Source organism: Levilactobacillus yiduensis, from assembly GCF_024718525.1.
Classification (GTDB): domain Bacteria; phylum Bacillota; class Bacilli; order Lactobacillales; family Lactobacillaceae; genus Levilactobacillus; species Levilactobacillus yiduensis.
Genome location: NZ_JAMXAZ010000003.1, coordinates 68,033 through 85,237, shown reverse-complemented (window position 1 = coordinate 85,237; position 17,205 = coordinate 68,033). Strand labels below are relative to the sequence as shown.

Genomic DNA, 17,205 nt, shown 5'->3' with positions numbered 1-17,205 from the left:
ATGGTTCACGGTTTTGCGCACCAATGATTGGTCCTCGAACTTGTCGCGCGGCTGAAAAACCAGTACAATGGTTGAAAACCAGTCAACACTTGGCTGGTGTTGTGAGGAGATTTTGCTAATGTTTAATATGAATCGTACCCGTTGGGGATTTGACTGGGGCGAGTTCATCCTCGGCATTCTGTTTATCGTTGCCGCGGCTGGACTTTTGCGTTCTCCCAAGATTGGCTTGACGGGACTTGCTATTATTTTTGCGTTTATGGCGCTCCTGAGTGGCTTGACCACGATTGCTGGCTACAAGAAGCTGCGCGACGTGACCGGTATTCGGGCGAACTTCGCCGTGGTCTTCGGGGTGTTAGATATCCTGATTGCCGTCGTGTTCTTCTTTGACATGAACAGTGCCATTGTGACGCTGGGCTACCTATTTGCCCTGTGGTTCATCTTTGATTCCATCGAACGCTTGCTGGTTGCCAGCCATTTACGGGACTTCGGTGGCCTGTGGTTTTGGCTGTCCGTGGTATTGGATGTTATCAGCTTGGTCATTGGAATCATGTTGTTCATTCACCCAGTGGCCGCAGCCTTGTCATTGAACGTGTTGATTGCGTTCTTCTTCGTGATTTTTGGCGTCAACGCCATTTGGATCGCGATTGCACGCAGTCGGTCTTAATAAATAATTTGTCGCAGCTATGGCTTCTGTCATGGCTGTTTTTTTGTAAACAAAATAGTTGCGTCCCTTTAGGACCCGGGTATACTGAAAGCTATTACATCCCTGATGGAACAGGGGAGAGGAGCGTCATTATGAAAGTTCTGATTGTTGGCGGCGTGGCCGGCGGTATGTCAGCTGCGACTCGGTTGCGGCGGCTGGATGAAACGGCGGAAATCGTGGTGTTAGAGCAGGGGCCATACGTTTCATTTGCCAACTGTGGCTTGCCGTACCACTTGGCTGGCGAAATTGCTAATCGAGATGCGTTGATCGTCCAAACGCCAACGAAGCTACGGCAACGGTTCCGCATTGATGTTCGGGTCAATCAGCGTGTCACGGCAGTTCATCCGGACCGCCATCAAGTTGACGTCGTTGTGGCGGGGAAGACCGTGACCGAAGATTATGACAAACTCATTTTGGCGCCCGGGGCCGTACCGATCGTCCCCCAACTCCCCGGATTAGCCGCGGCGAAAAACGTGATGGTTCTGCGCAACATACCAGATTTGGACCGCATCATGGCTCAATTGAACGACACGGCGGCGCGAGCGGTCACGTTGGTCGGTGGGGGCTTCATTAGCCTGGAAATGGCCGAGGCCTTGCGTCAACGTGGCTTAGCCGTGACAATCGTGGAACAGGCTGATCACATTTTGGCACCACTAGACGAAGAAATAGCGGCCTACGTGCAACAAACCTTGACGCAGCACGGGGTCCGTGTCATCACCGGTCAAGCTGTGACTGCCGTTAAGCACGCTGGTCGAACACTGACACTGAGCGACCACACGCAGTTACAAACAGATCTGACAATTCTAGCAGTAGGGGTGCGGCCAGCCACGGACTTTCTCGTCGGAAGTGGGATCAAATTGGGCCTGCGGGGTGGCATTGAAGTGGACGGGACCTACCAAACCAGCGTGCCTGACGTCTTTGCGGTTGGGGATGCCATCGTGGTGCAAAAGCAAGTTTCCGGCAAGGCGGATCTCATTTCACTGGCCTCGCCAGCCAATCGGCAGGGTCGCCAAGTGGCGGATAACCTAGCCGGACTGCCACGGCGAAATCGGGGGAGCCTGGGCACGGCCATTGTCCGGGTCTTTGACCTGGCCGCGGCCGTGACGGGACTCAATGAGGCGGCCTTGCAGGCGCAACAGTTGCCATATCGGGCGGTACACTATCGTGGGGATGACCACGCCAGCTATTTCCCTGGCGGCAAGCCAATGGTGTTGAAGCTATTATTCAATCCACAGACCGGCCAACTTTACGGCGCACAGGGGGTCGGCAGTGGCGTGGACAAACGCATCGACGTGTTGGCCACGGCCATCAAGGGTCATTTGACTGTCGCCGATTTACCAGAATTGGAGCTGAGTTACGCGCCGCCATTCAATTCGGCCAAGGATCCGGTCAATCTGGTGGGCGACATGGCGTTAAACATTGTTGATGGTCTCAGCGACAATCTCCAGTGGTCAGCGTTAAAAGCCGCGGAAGTCGCTGGCAGACAGCTACTGGACGTCCGCAACCCAGACGAATTGCAAGCCGGCCGGTTCCCCGGGGCCATCAATATCCCGCTGGACCAATTACGGGAACGACTAGACGAATTATCCAGCGAGCAACCATACATCGTTAGTTGCCAAAGTGGCCACCGCAGTTACGTGGCAGAACGGATCTTGAAACAACACGGGTTTGACGTGATCAACCTCGACGGCGGCTTCTCGCTGTACCACACGGTTCGCCCTGACGAACTGTTGTATGACTGAGCATGCGTCTATACGAACCGCCTACTCTGGGGATGTCATTAGCCGGAGAGGCGGTTTTCTGGTTTGCTTGGAAAACTGGCCTAGTTCACCAGTCTGAAAGGTGTTTTGCTCAGTGATTAGACAGAAATGGCTGGTTTGAGGTCGATACAGTTGGCATCATTAATTGCCAGCTGACTTCGGCGGGGAAGGACCTGTCGGTGAGTCTGAATTAGGTCAGATTTAGCCGTACCGGGACTATTGGCAATGGCCAGTTGATGGTTAACCACTCCTGTAGCCGAGAGTCTGCCAGCACAGACCGGGCAGCCACAAACAACTTGTATCAATGATTCTAGGCAACTCCGCCTCTCAATCGTTAGGTCCTTACTGATACCAACGAAATCCAACCGCCATTTGTGGCCCCCGCTGCCAAGAACTTTAAACTTTCTTAGGAAGTGCACAGCGTAACGCCGAAGGTCTAGCGGAAGCGGCAAGCAAATTCAGTGGCCAAACCGACCAAAATTGACGTAATTTAAGAGAATTGTTAGGAAAAGACACACCCGGTGTGTTATACTGCATAAAGATTGTTTTCGAAAGGAGCGGAGAAGAGCCATGACTGAAGATATTCGGTTGGTGATCATTACCGGGATGAGTGGTGCCGGCAAGACCGTCGCCATGCAAAGCTTTGAAGATTTAGGCTACTTTTGTATTGATAACATGCCACCTTCGCTGCTGCCCAAGTTTTGGGATTTAGTGCGTGAGTCAGGTAAATTATCCAAGATTGCGTTAGTGATCGATTTACGCTCACGGGCATTTTACGACGAAATCGTGCGCATGCTAAATGATGTAGCGGTCCACGGTACCATGAACGCCCAGGTTCTGTTCCTGGACGCGTCGGATGAGGAACTGGTTTCACGCTACAAGGAGACACGGCGCTCACATCCCTTGGCCCGTAACGGTCGCGTGATGGAAGGTATTCAGCGTGAACGGAAATTGCTGGCGCCGATTCGGCAGGCGGCCCAGTTGGTACTGGATACCACTAACCTCAGTCCCCGTAAGCTCCGTGAAGAGATTTTCCACAATTATGAAACAGAAACGACGAATGCCTTTCACATCGAAGTCATGTCGTTTGGCTTTAAGTATGGCTTGCCCATCGACGCCGATATCGTGATGGACGTGCGGTTTTTGCCGAATCCTTACTACTTGCCAGAACTCCGGGAACAGACTGGTTTAGACCAACCCGTTTACGAGTACGTCATGACGCATCCGCAAACGGAGAACTTTTATCAACAGTTCTTGGGCCTGCTACAGACTATCGTGCCGGGCTACAAAAAAGAGGGTAAGTCCAGTCTGACCATTGCGATTGGTTGTACCGGCGGCCAACACCGGTCCGTTGCCTTAGCCCAACGCCTCGGCAAGGCACTGGGGGACAGCTATCCGGTCCACGTGACCCACCGCGACATCAACAAGCGAAAGGAGTCCGCTAATCGATCATGAGAGAGCTAAATAGTAGCCGCCGCCCGAAAATCGTGGTCATTGGCGGTGGAACGGGACTCCCCGTAATCTTACGCAACCTGCGTGACCAAGATGTCGATATTACGGCAGTGGTCACGGTTGCTGATGACGGGGGTTCTTCTGGTATCATTCGGCATTACGTGAACGTCGTGCCGCCTGGTGATATTCGCAACGTCATGGTGGCGCTGGCGGAAGTGCCAGACATTTATAAAGACTTGTTCCAGTACCGGTTTGAGACGACGGATGATTTCTTTGCCGGTCACGCGATCGGAAATCTAATCATTGCCGCCTTGTCGGAAATGAAGGGCGGTATTTTTGATGCTGTTCAGGAACTGTCCCAACTGATGCGTGTCAATGGCCACATTTATCCGGCGGCCGATGAACCGTTGGAGTTGCACGCCCAATTTGCGGATGGCAGTACCCTGAGTGGCGAGTCGGAAATCACGGCCGCCCACAAGCTCATCAAGCGGGTGTGGGTCGAGACTAGCGACCATCACCAGCAGCCGCAAGCCGTCCAGCCGGTCATCGATGCCATCATGAACGCTGATCAAATCGTCTTGGGGCCCGGGAGCCTATTTACCAGCATCCTGCCCAACCTGATGATTGAAAGCGTCGGCAACGCGGTCAAGGAGACGTCGGCGGAAGTCGTTTACATCTGCAACATCATGACGCAAAAGGGTGAAACGGAAAACTTCACCGATGCCGATCACGTGCGCGTCTTGAACCAGCATTTACACACAAATTTTATTGACACGGTGTTGGTCAACACCCGCAAGGTGCCTGACCAATACATTGATTACCAACGCTGGGACGAAATGTCTCAACCGGTGCGGCATGACTTTCAGGGACTCCGTGATCAGGGGTGCCGGGTCATTTCGACCGACTTTTTACAATTACGCGATAATGGGGCTTTCCACAACGGGCAAGAGGTCGTTCATGAACTCTTGAACTTAATTGGCCAGCCGCGTTACCGAATGAAACGGAGGCCTTAACGGTGTCATACGCCAGTGAAGTCAAAAAAGAATTAACCACCCTGGAGGTTCACCGCGACAACGCCAAGGCTGAATTAGTCGCCTTGATCCGGATGAACGGCGCCCTTGGGCTCGCCAATCATCACTTTGTCTTGAATGTCCAAACAGAAAACCCGGCGATTGCCCGGCGGATGTACCAGTTGCTCAAGCAATTCTACGATTTGGAAAGTGAATTGCTGGTGCGGCGTAAAATGAAGCTCAAAAAAAATAACCTGTACATTGTCCGAGTCAAAACGGGAGCCACGGAAGTCTTATCCGACCTCGGTATCTTTGACGGGATGCAGCTGTTGGAGTCCGTGCCAGATGAAATCTTAAACGATGACATGCGGGTCCGCTCTTATTTGCGCGGTGCCTTTCTGGCGGGCGGGTCCGTCAACAACCCCGAAACCAGTCGCTACCACCTGGAAATCTACTCACTATACGAGGAGCACAACCAGATGATTGCGGAAATGATGAACCGTTATGACTTGAATGCTCGGACCATCGTGCGACGGAGTGGGTACATCACGTACTTGAAGGGTGCCGAAAAGATTGCGGACTTCCTGTCCCTGATTGGCGCCACCACGGCCATGCTGCGGTTCGAAGACGTCCGCATCATGCGGGACATGCGCAACTCGGTCAATCGGTTGGTCAACTGTGAAAACGCCAATATGGACAAGGTGGCCAACGCCTCGACCCGACAGCTCGATAACATTCAGTTTATTGAAGCCACGGTCGGCCTGGGGCAACTTCCAATCAAGTTACGTGAAGTTGCTGAAACGCGGATGGCCCATCAAGAGGTCAGTTTGAAAGAACTCGGTGACCTGGTTCCCGGCGGTCCTATTTCCAAGTCCGGTATCAATCACCGCTTACGTAAAATCAATGACTATGCCAAGCACCTTCGTGAAGAAGCTTCGGCGTAGGGGAAAGCGACTTTCAGCTAATGGTGCTGGGGGCCGTTTTTTCTGTTAGTCTTTAAAAATTGCAAGCTTGAAAGTAGCCAGGGCCATTGTGACACTTGAGTTCATGACGGAAAATTAGTTTCTGAACGCAAGATAGTTCGTGCTGGCCGCCTGACCGTTCGCCAAATTTGGACCGTGACGCTGTGGGAAGGACCGGTCGAAGCCCAAGAGCGGTCTTCAACCTCGCTTCGAGCCGAAAACCACGTCTCGAAGACGCCCGTTTTCAAGCAGTTCACTTGAAAACGCCCACTGCTGAGTCCAAATTTAGCTCACTCACGGCTACGTGGCAGATTGCCATTAATGTTTGCCATTTCAGCGATGCCACTAACTGGGCCAACACCACTGGGGGGCGCTGAATTGCCGGTTGACGCCGACGGATTGGCGCTTCTCAGTCCCACCGAATTGGATTAGATGTGACTGTAGTTCACCTGTTGCCAAGGACTAACCTAACCGACTAGTGAAACATCTCTGTAGCCGGGAGTCCGCTAAATATGAGCTCAGCCGTGGGAGTTCCCTTAGCGGCATGGTTCATGCCGGTTAGGGAACTGGCGATTTTGAGACGCGAACTTCGGCTCAAAGTCGAGGAGACGAGACCGCTTCTTGGCTTGTCCCGCCGCCCACCGCGTTCCGGCTCATATTTGGCGGACGGGAGGCGGCCAGCCCCCACATCTCTGACAGCCGCAGGTGATGGGGGGCTAACTTTAATGTCTGCAATCCCCGTCAGCTAGGTATTATCAGGTATTTTGCGTTTGCAATCTTTGGTTAGTCTTAATCTCTGAATCGAAAAGACAAGCTCAACCGATCCGTTAGTGGTGGGACTCAAGTGTTTAGTGCAAAAAAAATAACACCAACCCAAGCCGGGCCGGTGTTATTTTTAATTAGTCGATTACTTCTTTTGTTCGCTACTGTTGGTCATGATGTGGTCAATCAAACCATAATCAACGGCTTCTTGCGCACTCAAGTAGTTGTCCCGTTCGGTATCTTGGTTCAGACGTTCAACGGGTTGACCAGAGTTTTCAGCCAAAATCTTGTTGATCAATTCACGGGTCTTCAAGATCTCACGTGCAGCAATTTCAATTTCAGTTTGTTGCCCTTGAGCACCACCTGATGGTTGGTGAATCATGACTTGGGCATGTGGCAATGCAAAACGCTTGCCCTTAGTCCCGGATGAAGCCAAGACACTGGCCATGGAAGCTGCCATCCCCAACGTAATGGTTTGCACGTCGGATTGGATGAAGTTCATGGTATCGTAAATGGCCAAGCCGGAAGAAACCACACCACCTGGTGAGTTGATGTACAACGAAATGTCCTTAGTGGAGTCTTGGGCGTCCAAGAAGAGCAATTGCGCAATGATGGCGTTTGCCATGTCATCTTCGATTGGGCCAGATAACATAATGATCCGGTCTTTTAAGAGTCGTGAATAGATATCATAGGCCCGTTCGCCACGGGATGATTGTTCAATAACTGTTGGTACTAAATTCATGACTAGATAGCCTCCCTTATTAACTATTGAATGGCTAGCGTTTCGCTAACATGTTGTTAGTGTACCGCTATGGTCAAAGTAGGTCAAACAATATGACTTACCATTTCGGCCAGAACCAATTAACTAAAACCATCATAACAGAGTTTGGCCAAACGTCACGTATTCTGTCAGTCGAATGGGGAGAGTGCTAACGCCGTGAACCGGGGTGGCAACGCTGTGAAGTCAATCAGAAGGGCGGTTTTAAGTGAATTTGCAAACACCCATCGATTGTGTCAGGAACCAGTGATCAGCGGCGACCAGCAGGCGGGCCAGTCCTTGCGGCGTAGCGGGCAGAAGGTTTGCTCACCGAACTTAGGCGACCACTTGCGTTGGTTAATTGACCGGTCACGCTACCGTTATTTATTTTTGCCAGTGGATATGGTTTACTTGAAATAACGAAAGGGGGTGGCGATTTGAAAATCCACGTGGAAGTTGATGAGACGGCATCGGAACCGGATGTGACCATTCGCGCGGCAGCTAATACGGACGTCAGTCAATTGGTGGCGGCCCTAGAAGCTGCCAGTGCTTCGGCCAAACGACTTACGCTACGCCAGCGCGGGCAGAATTATCAAGTCCGAGTCGGTAGCATTTTATTCCTGGAAGCGGCGGATCACCAAGTGATGGTCCACACGGCTGATGACGTCTACGTTACGCGACAGCCCTTGTACGAGCTGGCTGACGCGTTGCCCACAACTTTCCAGCGGGTCTCCAAGTCCGCCATCCTCAACCGTGAGCAAATCTTATCGTTGACCAAGTCCGTCACGGGTAATTTGGTTAAATTTCAGAAATCACACAAGCAACTCTACGTGTCGCGGCGCTACTACAAGGCGCTCAAAGAGGCACTAGAACGAGAGGGGTAAAGCAGATGCATCGAAATTGGTTTTGGGGTGTTTTCCTAGTGTTGGCGGCAGGTATCTTAGTGACCAGCCAACTGGGCATTTTCACCTATCATATTGGATTTTGGACGTTGTTGCTGGCGATGTTTTTAGTCGCGGCGTTTGTCGAAAGCGTGATTCACGTCACGGTAGGGGGGATGGTGTTTTCCTTAGCCTTTCTGGCCATCATCTTCGCTAAGCCGCTGGGGATTGCGACCCTGGCACCCTGGACGATTCTGGGGGCGGCGGTCCTGTTAACGGCGGGTCTGTCACTGATCATCAAGCCGCGTTGGCGCTGGCATCACCATGGCCCACGGGTAATCGTGAATGGTCAGGATTGGCATCACCGGCATGGCCACGACTGGGAAGAAGAGGACGTGCAGAACAGCGACGAGGCGGAAATTCTAGTTGACGTGAACATGAGTAGCAGTATTCGCTACCTGCAATCACAGGATTTTAAACGGGCCGTCATCAAGGTTTACATGGGTAATGCCAAGGTGTACTTCGACAACGTTGCGCTGAATCCAGACGGCGCAGAGATCGTGGTCGACGATTCATTTGGCGGCACGGAGTTGTTCATTCCTAAGAACTGGAACGTGCAAAATAACGTCAACACGGGCTTCGGCGCGGTTGAAGAAAAGGGCACGGCCACGCCCGACCGGACGACGCCACAAGTCACGATTCACGGGAATGTGTCCTTTGGTGGGGTCACGCTGATTTACATCTAATCCGGAAGAAATTTTCAACGACCCCTTGAATTTATATTCAGCATCAGGTATAGTAATTAGGTGCTCAAAAATACTGATGCTGATAGGCGCCCGTAGTGTAATGGATCGCACGTAAGATTCCGGTTCTTGAAATGGGGGTTCGATTCCCTCCGGGCGCACTTATAGTTAGGATAGGTCGTGATAGGACGTGAAAACGTTGCTATTGCGGTCTTTTCTTTTTGTTTGATGCAGATTAATCGTGGACAAATGTACACCGAAATGTACACCAATGTGACTGAAGGCGGTATACACCACTCGTGTACACCGCTAGATGATACCGTCCTATCTGGTATCTAGACCAGCTGGGATAAGGGTTTAGTCAGGCTATTAGATTATTTTAATTTATTGGATTTGAAACCAAAAAAACGCGCTCACAAGTAACGTGAACGCGTAGAAAATTAATGATTAACTCAGGGTGAGCAGTCATAAATCGCGGCCGGCCACCCGTGTAGGACCAATACTGATTAGGCTCTGAGCCGATCCCAGCGGTTACGTAGGGGCCGGGCAATCAACGGGGCAACTAGAACATCTAAAATAAACTCTGGAATCCCGTTAGTCAGTAAGGAAATCATCAGCACGTAGCCCAAGGTTTGGTTACCCTTGGCGCCGAACGCCGTGGCGACGGCGGGCGTTTGGTAGAAGAAAAAGACCAGGCCTAGGACCAAAAGGGTGTTGACCAACGCCGCACAACCGGCGGCAACTTGCATGGCGCGACGCTGAGACCACTGACGGTTACGGCCCCAGGTGTAGAGTCCACCAGCCGCTAGCCCCATCAGCAAGCGGGGCAGGATGGAAATCAACGGGTTGGTAAAGATCAGTGGGGCAACCGGGCTGGATGGCCAGGTAAAGGCCCGCACGAAGGTGATTAGGCCCCAGAACCCACCGATGACCAGGCCGTCTTTGGGACCCAGAGCCGTACCGGCCACGATGACGGTCAAGCCAATCAGGGTCATACTGAATGGACCCAGGGGCACGTAGCCCAGAAACGGAATAATATTTTGTAGCAAAACGATCGCCATTAATAATGCGTCAACGACCAGGCGAAAAGTCTTATGTCGCGTCATTGCGGAAACCTCCAGGAAAAAGTTAATGCCGTCATTATAGCATGAATTCTCCCCTAAAAATGAAAAACTGCCTTGTATTTTTATTCAAAATCAGTTATAGTAATCAAGGTGTTGTTCATAACAATTTTTATGCGCCCGTAGTGTAATGGATCGCACGTAAGATTCCGGTTCTTGAAATGGGGGTTCGATTCCCTCCGGGCGCATCAAATAAAAGCAAAGAAATCGTCGTCGCCGGTTCGCCGGAGGACGGCGATTTTTTTGCCTATAATTCGAGGTACGCCGCCAGTTTCTGGCTGGTCCAGTACACCTTATGTTTCAGTTTCTTCTATTGTAAGGGCTTACATAAATTAACGGTCTGAATTACTTGCTAAAGGGCGAGCATGGGCTTATACTATTAATCGTAAAAGGTTAGCTCTGGTTGGCCTTAAATTTTTTGACCAGGGTGGGCGTTTATCAGCCACCATAGGTCGGTTATCGTCCCACTAGGAGGTAAGCAGGATGCATGAAGATTGGCAGTGGGTGGATGCGATTATGCCCCAGATGGTTGGGAAACTGACCAGCCGCTTCCGTGTTCTGCAGGGTGTTGCCCGCCTCCAACCCGTGGGGCGGCGGACGCTAGCGACCAAGCTCGCGTGTTCCGAGCGGACGGTACGAACGACCACGGACGCCTTGGCAGACTTGGGATTCATTCAGATGTCTGTCCGGGGGATGCAGATCACGGCTGGTGGCCAGCGGGTCTTGCGGGGGTTGACCCCCGTGATGAACGACCTGGCGGGCCGCCAACAGCGAGAACGCGAACTGGCGCAAAAGCTGGGCATCGCGCATTGCACGATCGTTCCCGGTGACAGCACCGCGGCTAACGGTTCGCTCAATGGCTTAGCCCAGGCGGCCGGGCAGGTTCTGATGGCGCAGATGCCAGCAGGACCCAGTACGGTTGCCGTCATGGGCGGTCACACGTTGGCAAGCGTGGCGGATGCGTTGACACCGGCACTGGCCACTAACCGGGAATTGTTATTCGTTCCGGCGCGTGGTGGGGTTGGTGAGTCGCCCGCCATTCAGGCCAACACGGTGAGTGCCGCCATGGCGGAGCACACCAACAGCGCGTTTCGACAGCTCTATGTGCCGGAACAACTGAACTCAGCCACCTATAAATCGTTGTTCGCGGAGCCAGCAATCCACGAAGTGTTACAGTTGATTGCCCAGAGCAACGTGGTGATTCACGGCATCGGTCAGGCATTTGTCATGGCCGAGCGGCGGAAAATGGATCCGCACGTGATCGCCGATTTATCCGCGGCCCATGCCGTGGGTGAGGCCTTTGGTTATTTCTATGATGACCAGGGCCACGTCGTCAGCAAGTTCCCCCGTATCGGGTTGGAAATTGGCGACTTAGCCGCTAAACAATTAGTCATCGCCGTTGCCGGTGGTGCCGAGAAGGGGGCCGCAATTGCGGCTTACATGCGTTTAGCGCCAGCACAGACTTGGCTAGTAACCGATGAAGGTGCTGCTGACTTTGTTTTAAAAAAGTGATACAATGAACATGTATTGCTTTTTAAAAAATTATCTTTGTTTGCTTCCTGAAGGAGGAAATCACAGTATGACTGTAAAGATTGGTATTAATGGTTTCGGACGTATCGGCCGTTTGGCTTTCAAGCGGATTCACGAACTCCACTCAAGTGACATCGAAGTTGTTGCCATCAACGATTTGACGACACCTTCCATGTTAGCTTACTTGTTGAAGTATGACTCAACTCATGGCCGTTTCCCTGGCGAAGTTTCCGCTACGGACAAGGGCATCGTGGTTGACGGTAAGGAATACCCTGTTTACGCTGAACCAAAGGCTCAAGACATTCCTTGGGTTAAGAACGACGGTGTTGACTTCGTCCTCGAATGTACCGGTTTCTACACTTCCGAAGAAAAGGCTCACGCCCACATCGATGCTGGTGTTAAGCGGGTATTAGTATCTGCTCCAGCCGGTGCCGTTACGACGGTTGTACCTGGCGTTAACTTGGATGCCTTAAGCAAGGACGATGTGATCGTTTCTGCTGGTTCTTGCACCACGAACTGCTTGGCACCAATGGCTTACTTCATGAACAAGGAATTCGGTATCAAGGCTGGTACGATGACCACTATTCATGCCTTCACTGCTACCCAACAAATCTTGGATGGCCCTCGTGGCAAGAAGATGCGGAACAACCGTACTGCCAGTGTTAACACGATTCCTCACTCAACTGGTGCCGCTAAGGCTATCGGTTTGGTTATCCCTGACTTGAAGGGTAAGTTACAAGGCCATGCACAACGTGTTCCTTTGACTGACGGTTCTTTGACTGAATTAGTCACTGTTCTGGACAAGAAGGTTACTGCTGACGAAATCAACGACGCTATGAAGAAGCACACTGAAGGTAACGAAGCCTTCGGTTACAACGCCGACGAAATCGTTTCTTCAGACATCATCGATGATGATCACGGTTCTGTCTTTGACCCAACCCAAACTGAAGTTACGACTAACGGTGACACCCAACTTGTCAAGACTGTTGCTTGGTACGACAACGAATGGGGCTTCACTTGCAACATGGTTCGGACGTTATTGCACTTCGCAACTCTCTAATCCGACAGTTGTAACAGCTTTTAAATAGACTCACGAACGCGGCGGAGGGAGGAATTTCTTCGCTGCGTTTTTTGTAAAAATTTGCATAAGTCCTTTGAATTTCAGAGGTAAGTGCTGTATATTGTGAAAGTAATCTTTTAATAGATATTACTCAAGGAGGATTTCAGAATTGGCTAAATTAACAGTTTCTGATTTAGACTTAAAGGGCAAAAAAGTCCTGATGCGGGTCGACTTTAACGTCCCAATCAAAGACGGTGTGATTGGTAACGATAACCGTATCGTTGCGGCATTACCAACGATCAAGTACGTAATCGAACATGGTGGCAAGGCCATCCTCTTATCTCACTTAGGTCGGATCAAGAAGGAAGACGACAAGCCAGGCCTGTCCATGCGCCCAGTCGCAGAACGTCTGTCCAACTTGTTAAACAAGCCAGTTACGTTCGTCCCAACCACTGAAGGCAAACAGCTTGAAGATGCCATTGATGGCTTGAACGACGGCGATGTCTTGGTAATGGAAAACACCCGTTACGAAGATGTTAAAGACGGCGAATACGTTAAGCGTGAATCTGGTAACGACCCTGAATTGGGCAAGTACTGGGCTTCATTGGGTGACGTCTTCGTTAACGATGCCTTCGGGACGGCTCACCGTTCCCACGCATCTAACGCCGGGATCGCTGCCAACATGGCCCAAACGGCTGCTGGCTTCTTGATGGAAAAGGAAATCAAGTTCATCGGGGGTGCCGTTGACAACCCTGAACACCCATTCGTTGCGATCTTGGGTGGTGCCAAGGTTTCTGACAAGATCGGTGTGATCGACAACTTGTTGGCTAAGGCTGACAAGATTCTTATCGGTGGTGGGATGACTTACACGTTCTACGCTGCTAAGGGTATGAAGATTGGGAACTCACTGGTTGAAACCGACAAGATCGACTTAGCCAAGGAAATCTTGGACAAGGCCGGCGACAAGTTGGTTCTCCCAGTTGACTCCGTTGTTGCTGAAAAGTTTGACAACGATGCTGCCCACAAGACGGTCGAAGGCGACGTTCCTGATGGCTACATGGCCTTGGATATTGGACCTAAGTCTATCGCTGAATTCGAAGACGTTCTGAAGTCTGCCAAGACGGTTGTTTGGAACGGCCCAATGGGTGTCTTTGAAATGAGCAACTACGCCGAAGGTACTTTGGAAATCGGTAAGTTCTTAGGGACTTTGACTGATGCCAAGACGATCGTCGGTGGTGGGGATTCAACTGCCGCTGTTCAACAACTCGGTGTTGCTGATAAGCTGTCCCACATTTCCACTGGTGGTGGTGCTTCTCTTGAATACCTCGAAGGGAAGACCTTACCAGGAATTGCCGCAATTTCTGATAAGTAAATTTGTAAAGAGCTGTGGTGGTTGTCATCACAGCTTTTTATGCTTAAACTCGTCAATCGGTAAGGGTCTTCGCTGGCTAATCCGGCGGGAATTCGGTAAGATGATGAGCGTAGTCAATTTATTTTTTAGAGAGGGTGGATTAGGTTGCGGATACCACTCATTGCTGGTAACTGGAAAATGAACAAGACGGTTGCTGAAGCGCGCAGTTTCGTTGAAGCTGTGCAGGGCAAGCTACCGGCTGAAAACGTGGTGGAAACGGCGATTGCCGCACCAGCGTTATTTTTACAGACCATGTTAGATGCCAATCGGGAAGATATTTTACGAATTGGTGCTGAGACTTGCTATTACGAAGACGAAGGTGCCTACACGGGCGAAACGAGCCCCAAGGCCCTACACGCGATGGGGATTCCTTACACCATCGTGGGCCACTCCGAACGGCGACGTTACTTTAACGAGACGGACGATGTCATCAACCGGAAAGTCCAAGCGGTTTTTCGCAATGACATGACGCCCATCGTTTGTTGTGATGAAACCATGGGGCGGCGCGAATCCGGTGAAAAGATTCACTGGGTCGTCAACCAAGTCACGGCGGCGCTCAAGGGCGTTAGTTCGCAAGATGCTGCCAAGATCGTGATTGCTTACGAGCCGAGTTGGGCTATTGGCAGTGGCACCTCAGCTTCGACTGACCAAGCCGAAGAAGGGTGTTACCTGATCCGCCAGACGTTGGCTGACATCTACTCGGATGATTTAGCCAACGGCGTGCGAATTTTGTATGGTGGCAGCGTGAAACCCGACAATATTGTCGGCCTAATGGCCAAGGATAATGTCGATGGGGTCCTCGCTGGCGGGTCTAGTTTGGATGAAAACTCTTTCATTCAGTTAGCGAACTATCAAAATTTGTAATTCGGGCAAAATATAATTGAAAGTTCAATGTTAAACTTATAGAATAAAGCATGGGATTGTTGTTTGTTCCCGTGAAGCCAAACACTCATAAGGAGAGAATACAAAAAATGTCTATTATTTCTGATATTTACGCACGCGAAGTCTTAGATTCTCGTGGTAACCCAACTGTTGAAGTTGAACTTTACACTGAAGCCGGTGCTATGGGCCGGGGAATCGTTCCTTCTGGTGCCTCAACCGGTGAACACGAAGCCGTTGAACTTCGTGATGGCGACAAGAGTCGTTTCATGGGTAAGGGTGTTACTAAGGCTGTTGACAACGTAAACAACATCATCGCCAAGGAAATCGTTGGCTACGATGTTACTGACCAACGGGCCATTGACCAAGCCATGATCGACTTGGACGGTACGCCAAACAAGGGTAAGTTAGGTGCTAACGCTATCTTAGGTGTTTCCTTAGCTGCTGCCCGGGCTGCTGCTGACGAATTAGGCCAACCTCTGTACAACTACTTAGGCGGCTTTAACGGCCACGTTCTTCCTACGCCAATGATGAACGTTATCAACGGTGGGAAGCACGCCAACAACAAGGTTGATTTCCAAGAATTCATGATCATGCCTGTTGGTGCCAAGACTGTCAAGGAAGCTATCCGGATGGGTTCAGAAACGTTCCACAACTTGAAGAACTTGTTGAACGAAAAGGGCTACTCCACGGCCGTTGGTGATGAAGGTGGGTTTGCACCTGACCTGAAGAACAACGAAGAACCATTCGAAATCTTAGTTGAAGCCATCAAGAACGCCGGCTACGTACCTGGTAAGGACGTTGCTATCGCCTTTGACTGTGCCTCATCAGAATTCTACAATGCTGACACCAAGAAGTACGAACTTAAGGGTGACGGCAAGGAATACACTGCTGAAGAATTTGTTAGCTTGCTGGAAAGCATCGTTGACAAGTACCCAGTTGTTTCCATCGAAGATCCTCTGGACGAAAACGAATGGGAAGACTGGCAAATGGCTACTGAACGCTTGGGCAAGAAGGTTCAAATCGTTGGTGACGACTTATTCGTTACGAACACGGACTACTTGGCTAAGGGTATCAAGATGGGCGTTGCCAACTCTATCTTAATCAAGCTGAACCAAATCGGGACTTTGACTGAAACTGTTGAAGCCGTTGAAATGGCTAAGCAAGCTGGTTACACGGCTGTTATCTCTCACCGTTCTGGTGAAACTGAAGATACGACTATCGCTGACTTGGTTGTGGCCTTAAACGCTGGCCAAATCAAGACTGGTTCTATGAGCCGTGGCGAACGTATCGCTAAGTACAACCAATTAATGCGGATCGAAGACCAATTAGGTAAGACTTCCGAATACAAGGGGATTCACTCCTTCTACAACTTGAGCGAAGATGCGCGTTTGGCCATCATCAACAAGTAATTAAACATGAAATCTAAGAGGCAGGTCCAGTGATGGGCTTGCTTCTTTTTTTGTGCAAAATAAAATTTTCGACCATTTCTTACGGAGTTAACTTTAACGAGGGGGAATGGATGATGAAAATTTTGCGGAATATTCGAATTGTTGTATTGGTGATGACCGGGGCATCGTTGGGGTTGGGGTCGGTTTCGGCTTTAGGAGATACACGAGTAGATGCTTATAACCTACACATTCAGCACGTTGTCTCAGGAATTGACGAGGACGGAAATGAGAGGACTACAGATCAGTTTTTTTCTGTTAGACAGGTTCGTCCGGGAGAAGAAGTACCGCCACTGGAAGAATTTGTCGCATTTAGATATTCAGGGCTTCAGGCGCCTAAGAAAATGCCAGTGGCTGGTAAGAAGGCACATTATTATGGCAGTGAGAGACCAACCACTGTCGAACTTTATTTCGAAGATACAAATGGAAAACTCATTAGTCATCGGACAGCCAAAGGAAAGTTGACCTTGGGTGGTGCAGCTGATTTAACGCCACCGCAGAAGTTTGAACTAGTTGATCCGAGTGATCGTACGAGGATTGTCCTGCATCATGGTGAAACGCAACATATTAAGGTTAAAGCGATTAATGGAACGGAACAGTTACCACCGGATTCTAGCAGTAGCCAACCGGAAACGAAACCGAAGCCAGAACCGAAGCCAGAACCGAAGCCAGAACCGAAGCCAGAACCGAAGCCAGAACCGAAGCCAGAACCGAAGCCAGAACCGG

16 protein-coding genes and 2 tRNA genes are annotated in these 17,205 nt (G+C 50.7%); 16 read left to right on the top strand and 2 right to left on the bottom strand.

The annotated features are described in order from the left end of the window. Nucleotides 1–118 precede the first annotated feature (118 nt). The 5 genes from NGM66_RS02785 (at nt 119) to whiA (ending at nt 5,869) form a co-directional block, all read left to right on the top strand. Nucleotides 119–664: an HdeD family acid-resistance protein gene (locus tag NGM66_RS02785; RefSeq protein ID WP_208910466.1), complete on the top strand. Its 546-nt coding sequence runs from the start codon at nt 119–121 to the stop codon at nt 662–664. 131 nt (nt 665–795) lie between these two features. Next, on the top strand, nt 796–2,445 hold the full coding sequence (locus NGM66_RS02780) for an FAD-dependent oxidoreductase (RefSeq protein WP_208910463.1): 1,650 nt from the start codon (nt 796–798) through the stop codon (nt 2,443–2,445). A 588-nt stretch (nt 2,446–3,033) separates the two neighbouring features. Then, nucleotides 3,034–3,918 (top strand): RNase adapter RapZ, encoded by an 885-nt coding sequence (gene rapZ, locus NGM66_RS02775; RefSeq protein WP_258115370.1) that lies wholly within the window; start codon nt 3,034–3,036, stop codon nt 3,916–3,918. Continuing rightward, a complete protein-coding gene (gene mgfK, locus NGM66_RS02770; protein ID WP_208910458.1) occupies nt 3,915–4,928 on the top strand; it encodes a gluconeogenesis morphogenetic factor MgfK in 1,014 nt (337 codons plus the stop codon). Before rapZ ends, mgfK begins: the two co-directional genes overlap by 4 nt. A 2-nt stretch (nt 4,929–4,930) precedes the next feature. Next, nucleotides 4,931–5,869, top strand: coding sequence for a DNA-binding protein WhiA (gene whiA / locus NGM66_RS02765; protein WP_208910456.1), 939 nt, complete (start codon nt 4,931–4,933; stop codon nt 5,867–5,869). Between the two features lie 925 nt (nt 5,870–6,794). Here the strand turns inward: whiA and clpP are convergent. Continuing rightward, the gene (clpP, locus tag NGM66_RS02760) at nt 6,795–7,391 is read right to left on the bottom strand and encodes an ATP-dependent Clp endopeptidase proteolytic subunit ClpP (protein ID WP_043022142.1); all 597 of its coding nucleotides are present in this window, start codon (nt 7,389–7,391) and stop codon (nt 6,795–6,797) included. A 267-nt stretch (nt 7,392–7,658) separates the two neighbouring features. On the opposite strand from clpP, the gene NGM66_RS02755 reads away from it, so the two are divergent. The 4 genes from NGM66_RS02755 (at nt 7,659) to NGM66_RS02740 (ending at nt 9,191) form a co-directional block, all read left to right on the top strand. Then, entirely contained in the window at nt 7,659–7,826 is a 168-nt protein-coding gene (locus NGM66_RS02755; RefSeq protein WP_258115368.1) for a hypothetical protein, read from the top strand. A gap of 17 nt (nt 7,827–7,843) precedes the next feature. Further along, complete coding sequence (locus tag NGM66_RS02750; protein ID WP_208910454.1) at nt 7,844–8,290, top strand: LytTR family DNA-binding domain-containing protein; 447 nt, start codon at nt 7,844–7,846, stop codon at nt 8,288–8,290. A 5-nt stretch (nt 8,291–8,295) separates the two neighbouring features. Next, nucleotides 8,296–9,033, top strand: a complete 738-nt coding sequence (locus NGM66_RS02745; protein ID WP_208910453.1) for a LiaF transmembrane domain-containing protein — start codon at nt 8,296–8,298, stop codon at nt 9,031–9,033. 86 nt (nt 9,034–9,119) lie between these two features. Beyond that, nucleotides 9,120–9,191: transfer RNA gene (locus tag NGM66_RS02740), tRNA-Arg, on the top strand. 345 nt (nt 9,192–9,536) lie between these two features. Here the strand turns inward: NGM66_RS02740 and NGM66_RS02735 are convergent. Further along, on the bottom strand, nt 9,537–10,136 hold the full coding sequence (locus tag NGM66_RS02735; protein ID WP_258115367.1) for an ECF transporter S component: 600 nt from the start codon (nt 10,134–10,136) through the stop codon (nt 9,537–9,539). Nucleotides 10,137–10,267: 131 nt separating this feature from the next. On the opposite strand from NGM66_RS02735, the gene NGM66_RS02730 reads away from it, so the two are divergent. The 7 genes from NGM66_RS02730 to NGM66_RS02700 all read left to right on the top strand — a co-directional run. After that, a tRNA-Arg gene (locus NGM66_RS02730) sits at nt 10,268–10,339 on the top strand. A gap of 295 nt (nt 10,340–10,634) precedes the next feature. Next, nucleotides 10,635–11,663: a sugar-binding transcriptional regulator gene (locus tag NGM66_RS02725; protein ID WP_208910451.1), complete on the top strand. Its 1,029-nt coding sequence runs from the start codon at nt 10,635–10,637 to the stop codon at nt 11,661–11,663. A 67-nt stretch (nt 11,664–11,730) separates the two neighbouring features. Continuing rightward, the gene (gene gap / locus NGM66_RS02720; RefSeq protein WP_125575690.1) at nt 11,731–12,741 is read left to right on the top strand and encodes a type I glyceraldehyde-3-phosphate dehydrogenase; all 1,011 of its coding nucleotides are present in this window, start codon (nt 11,731–11,733) and stop codon (nt 12,739–12,741) included. Nucleotides 12,742–12,910: 169 nt separating this feature from the next. Next, nucleotides 12,911–14,113, top strand: coding sequence for a phosphoglycerate kinase (locus NGM66_RS02715; protein ID WP_208910447.1), 1,203 nt, complete (start codon nt 12,911–12,913; stop codon nt 14,111–14,113). A gap of 144 nt (nt 14,114–14,257) precedes the next feature. After that, nucleotides 14,258–15,016, top strand: coding sequence for a triose-phosphate isomerase (tpiA, locus tag NGM66_RS02710; protein ID WP_208910445.1), 759 nt, complete (start codon nt 14,258–14,260; stop codon nt 15,014–15,016). 107 nt (nt 15,017–15,123) lie between these two features. Next, entirely contained in the window at nt 15,124–16,443 is a 1,320-nt protein-coding gene (eno, locus tag NGM66_RS02705) for a phosphopyruvate hydratase (protein WP_208910443.1), read from the top strand. A gap of 110 nt (nt 16,444–16,553) precedes the next feature. Beyond that, the coding region (locus NGM66_RS02700) for a hypothetical protein (RefSeq protein ID WP_258115379.1) at nt 16,554–17,205 on the top strand (652 nt) is incomplete at its 3' end.

What these genes read in the sequence shown, in the direction of transcription:
- NGM66_RS02785 (WP_208910466.1), top strand. Translation starts at nt 119, where the DNA reads ATGTTTAATATGAATCGTACCCGTTGGGGATTTGACTGGGGCGAGTTC.
- NGM66_RS02780 (WP_208910463.1), top strand. Translation starts at nt 796, where the DNA reads ATGAAAGTTCTGATTGTTGGCGGCGTGGCCGGCGGTATGTCAGCTGCG.
- rapZ (WP_258115370.1), top strand. Translation starts at nt 3,034, where the DNA reads ATGACTGAAGATATTCGGTTGGTGATCATTACCGGGATGAGTGGTGCC.
- mgfK (WP_208910458.1), top strand. Translation starts at nt 3,915, where the DNA reads ATGAGAGAGCTAAATAGTAGCCGCCGCCCGAAAATCGTGGTCATTGGC.
- clpP (WP_043022142.1), bottom strand. Translation starts at nt 7,391, where the DNA reads ATGAATTTAGTACCAACAGTTATTGAACAATCATCCCGTGGCGAACGG.
- NGM66_RS02745 (WP_208910453.1), top strand. Translation starts at nt 8,296, where the DNA reads ATGCATCGAAATTGGTTTTGGGGTGTTTTCCTAGTGTTGGCGGCAGGT.
- NGM66_RS02735 (WP_258115367.1), bottom strand. Translation starts at nt 10,136, where the DNA reads ATGACGCGACATAAGACTTTTCGCCTGGTCGTTGACGCATTATTAATG.
- NGM66_RS02725 (WP_208910451.1), top strand. Translation starts at nt 10,635, where the DNA reads ATGCATGAAGATTGGCAGTGGGTGGATGCGATTATGCCCCAGATGGTT.
- gap (WP_125575690.1), top strand. Translation starts at nt 11,731, where the DNA reads ATGACTGTAAAGATTGGTATTAATGGTTTCGGACGTATCGGCCGTTTG.
- eno (WP_208910443.1), top strand. Translation starts at nt 15,124, where the DNA reads ATGTCTATTATTTCTGATATTTACGCACGCGAAGTCTTAGATTCTCGT.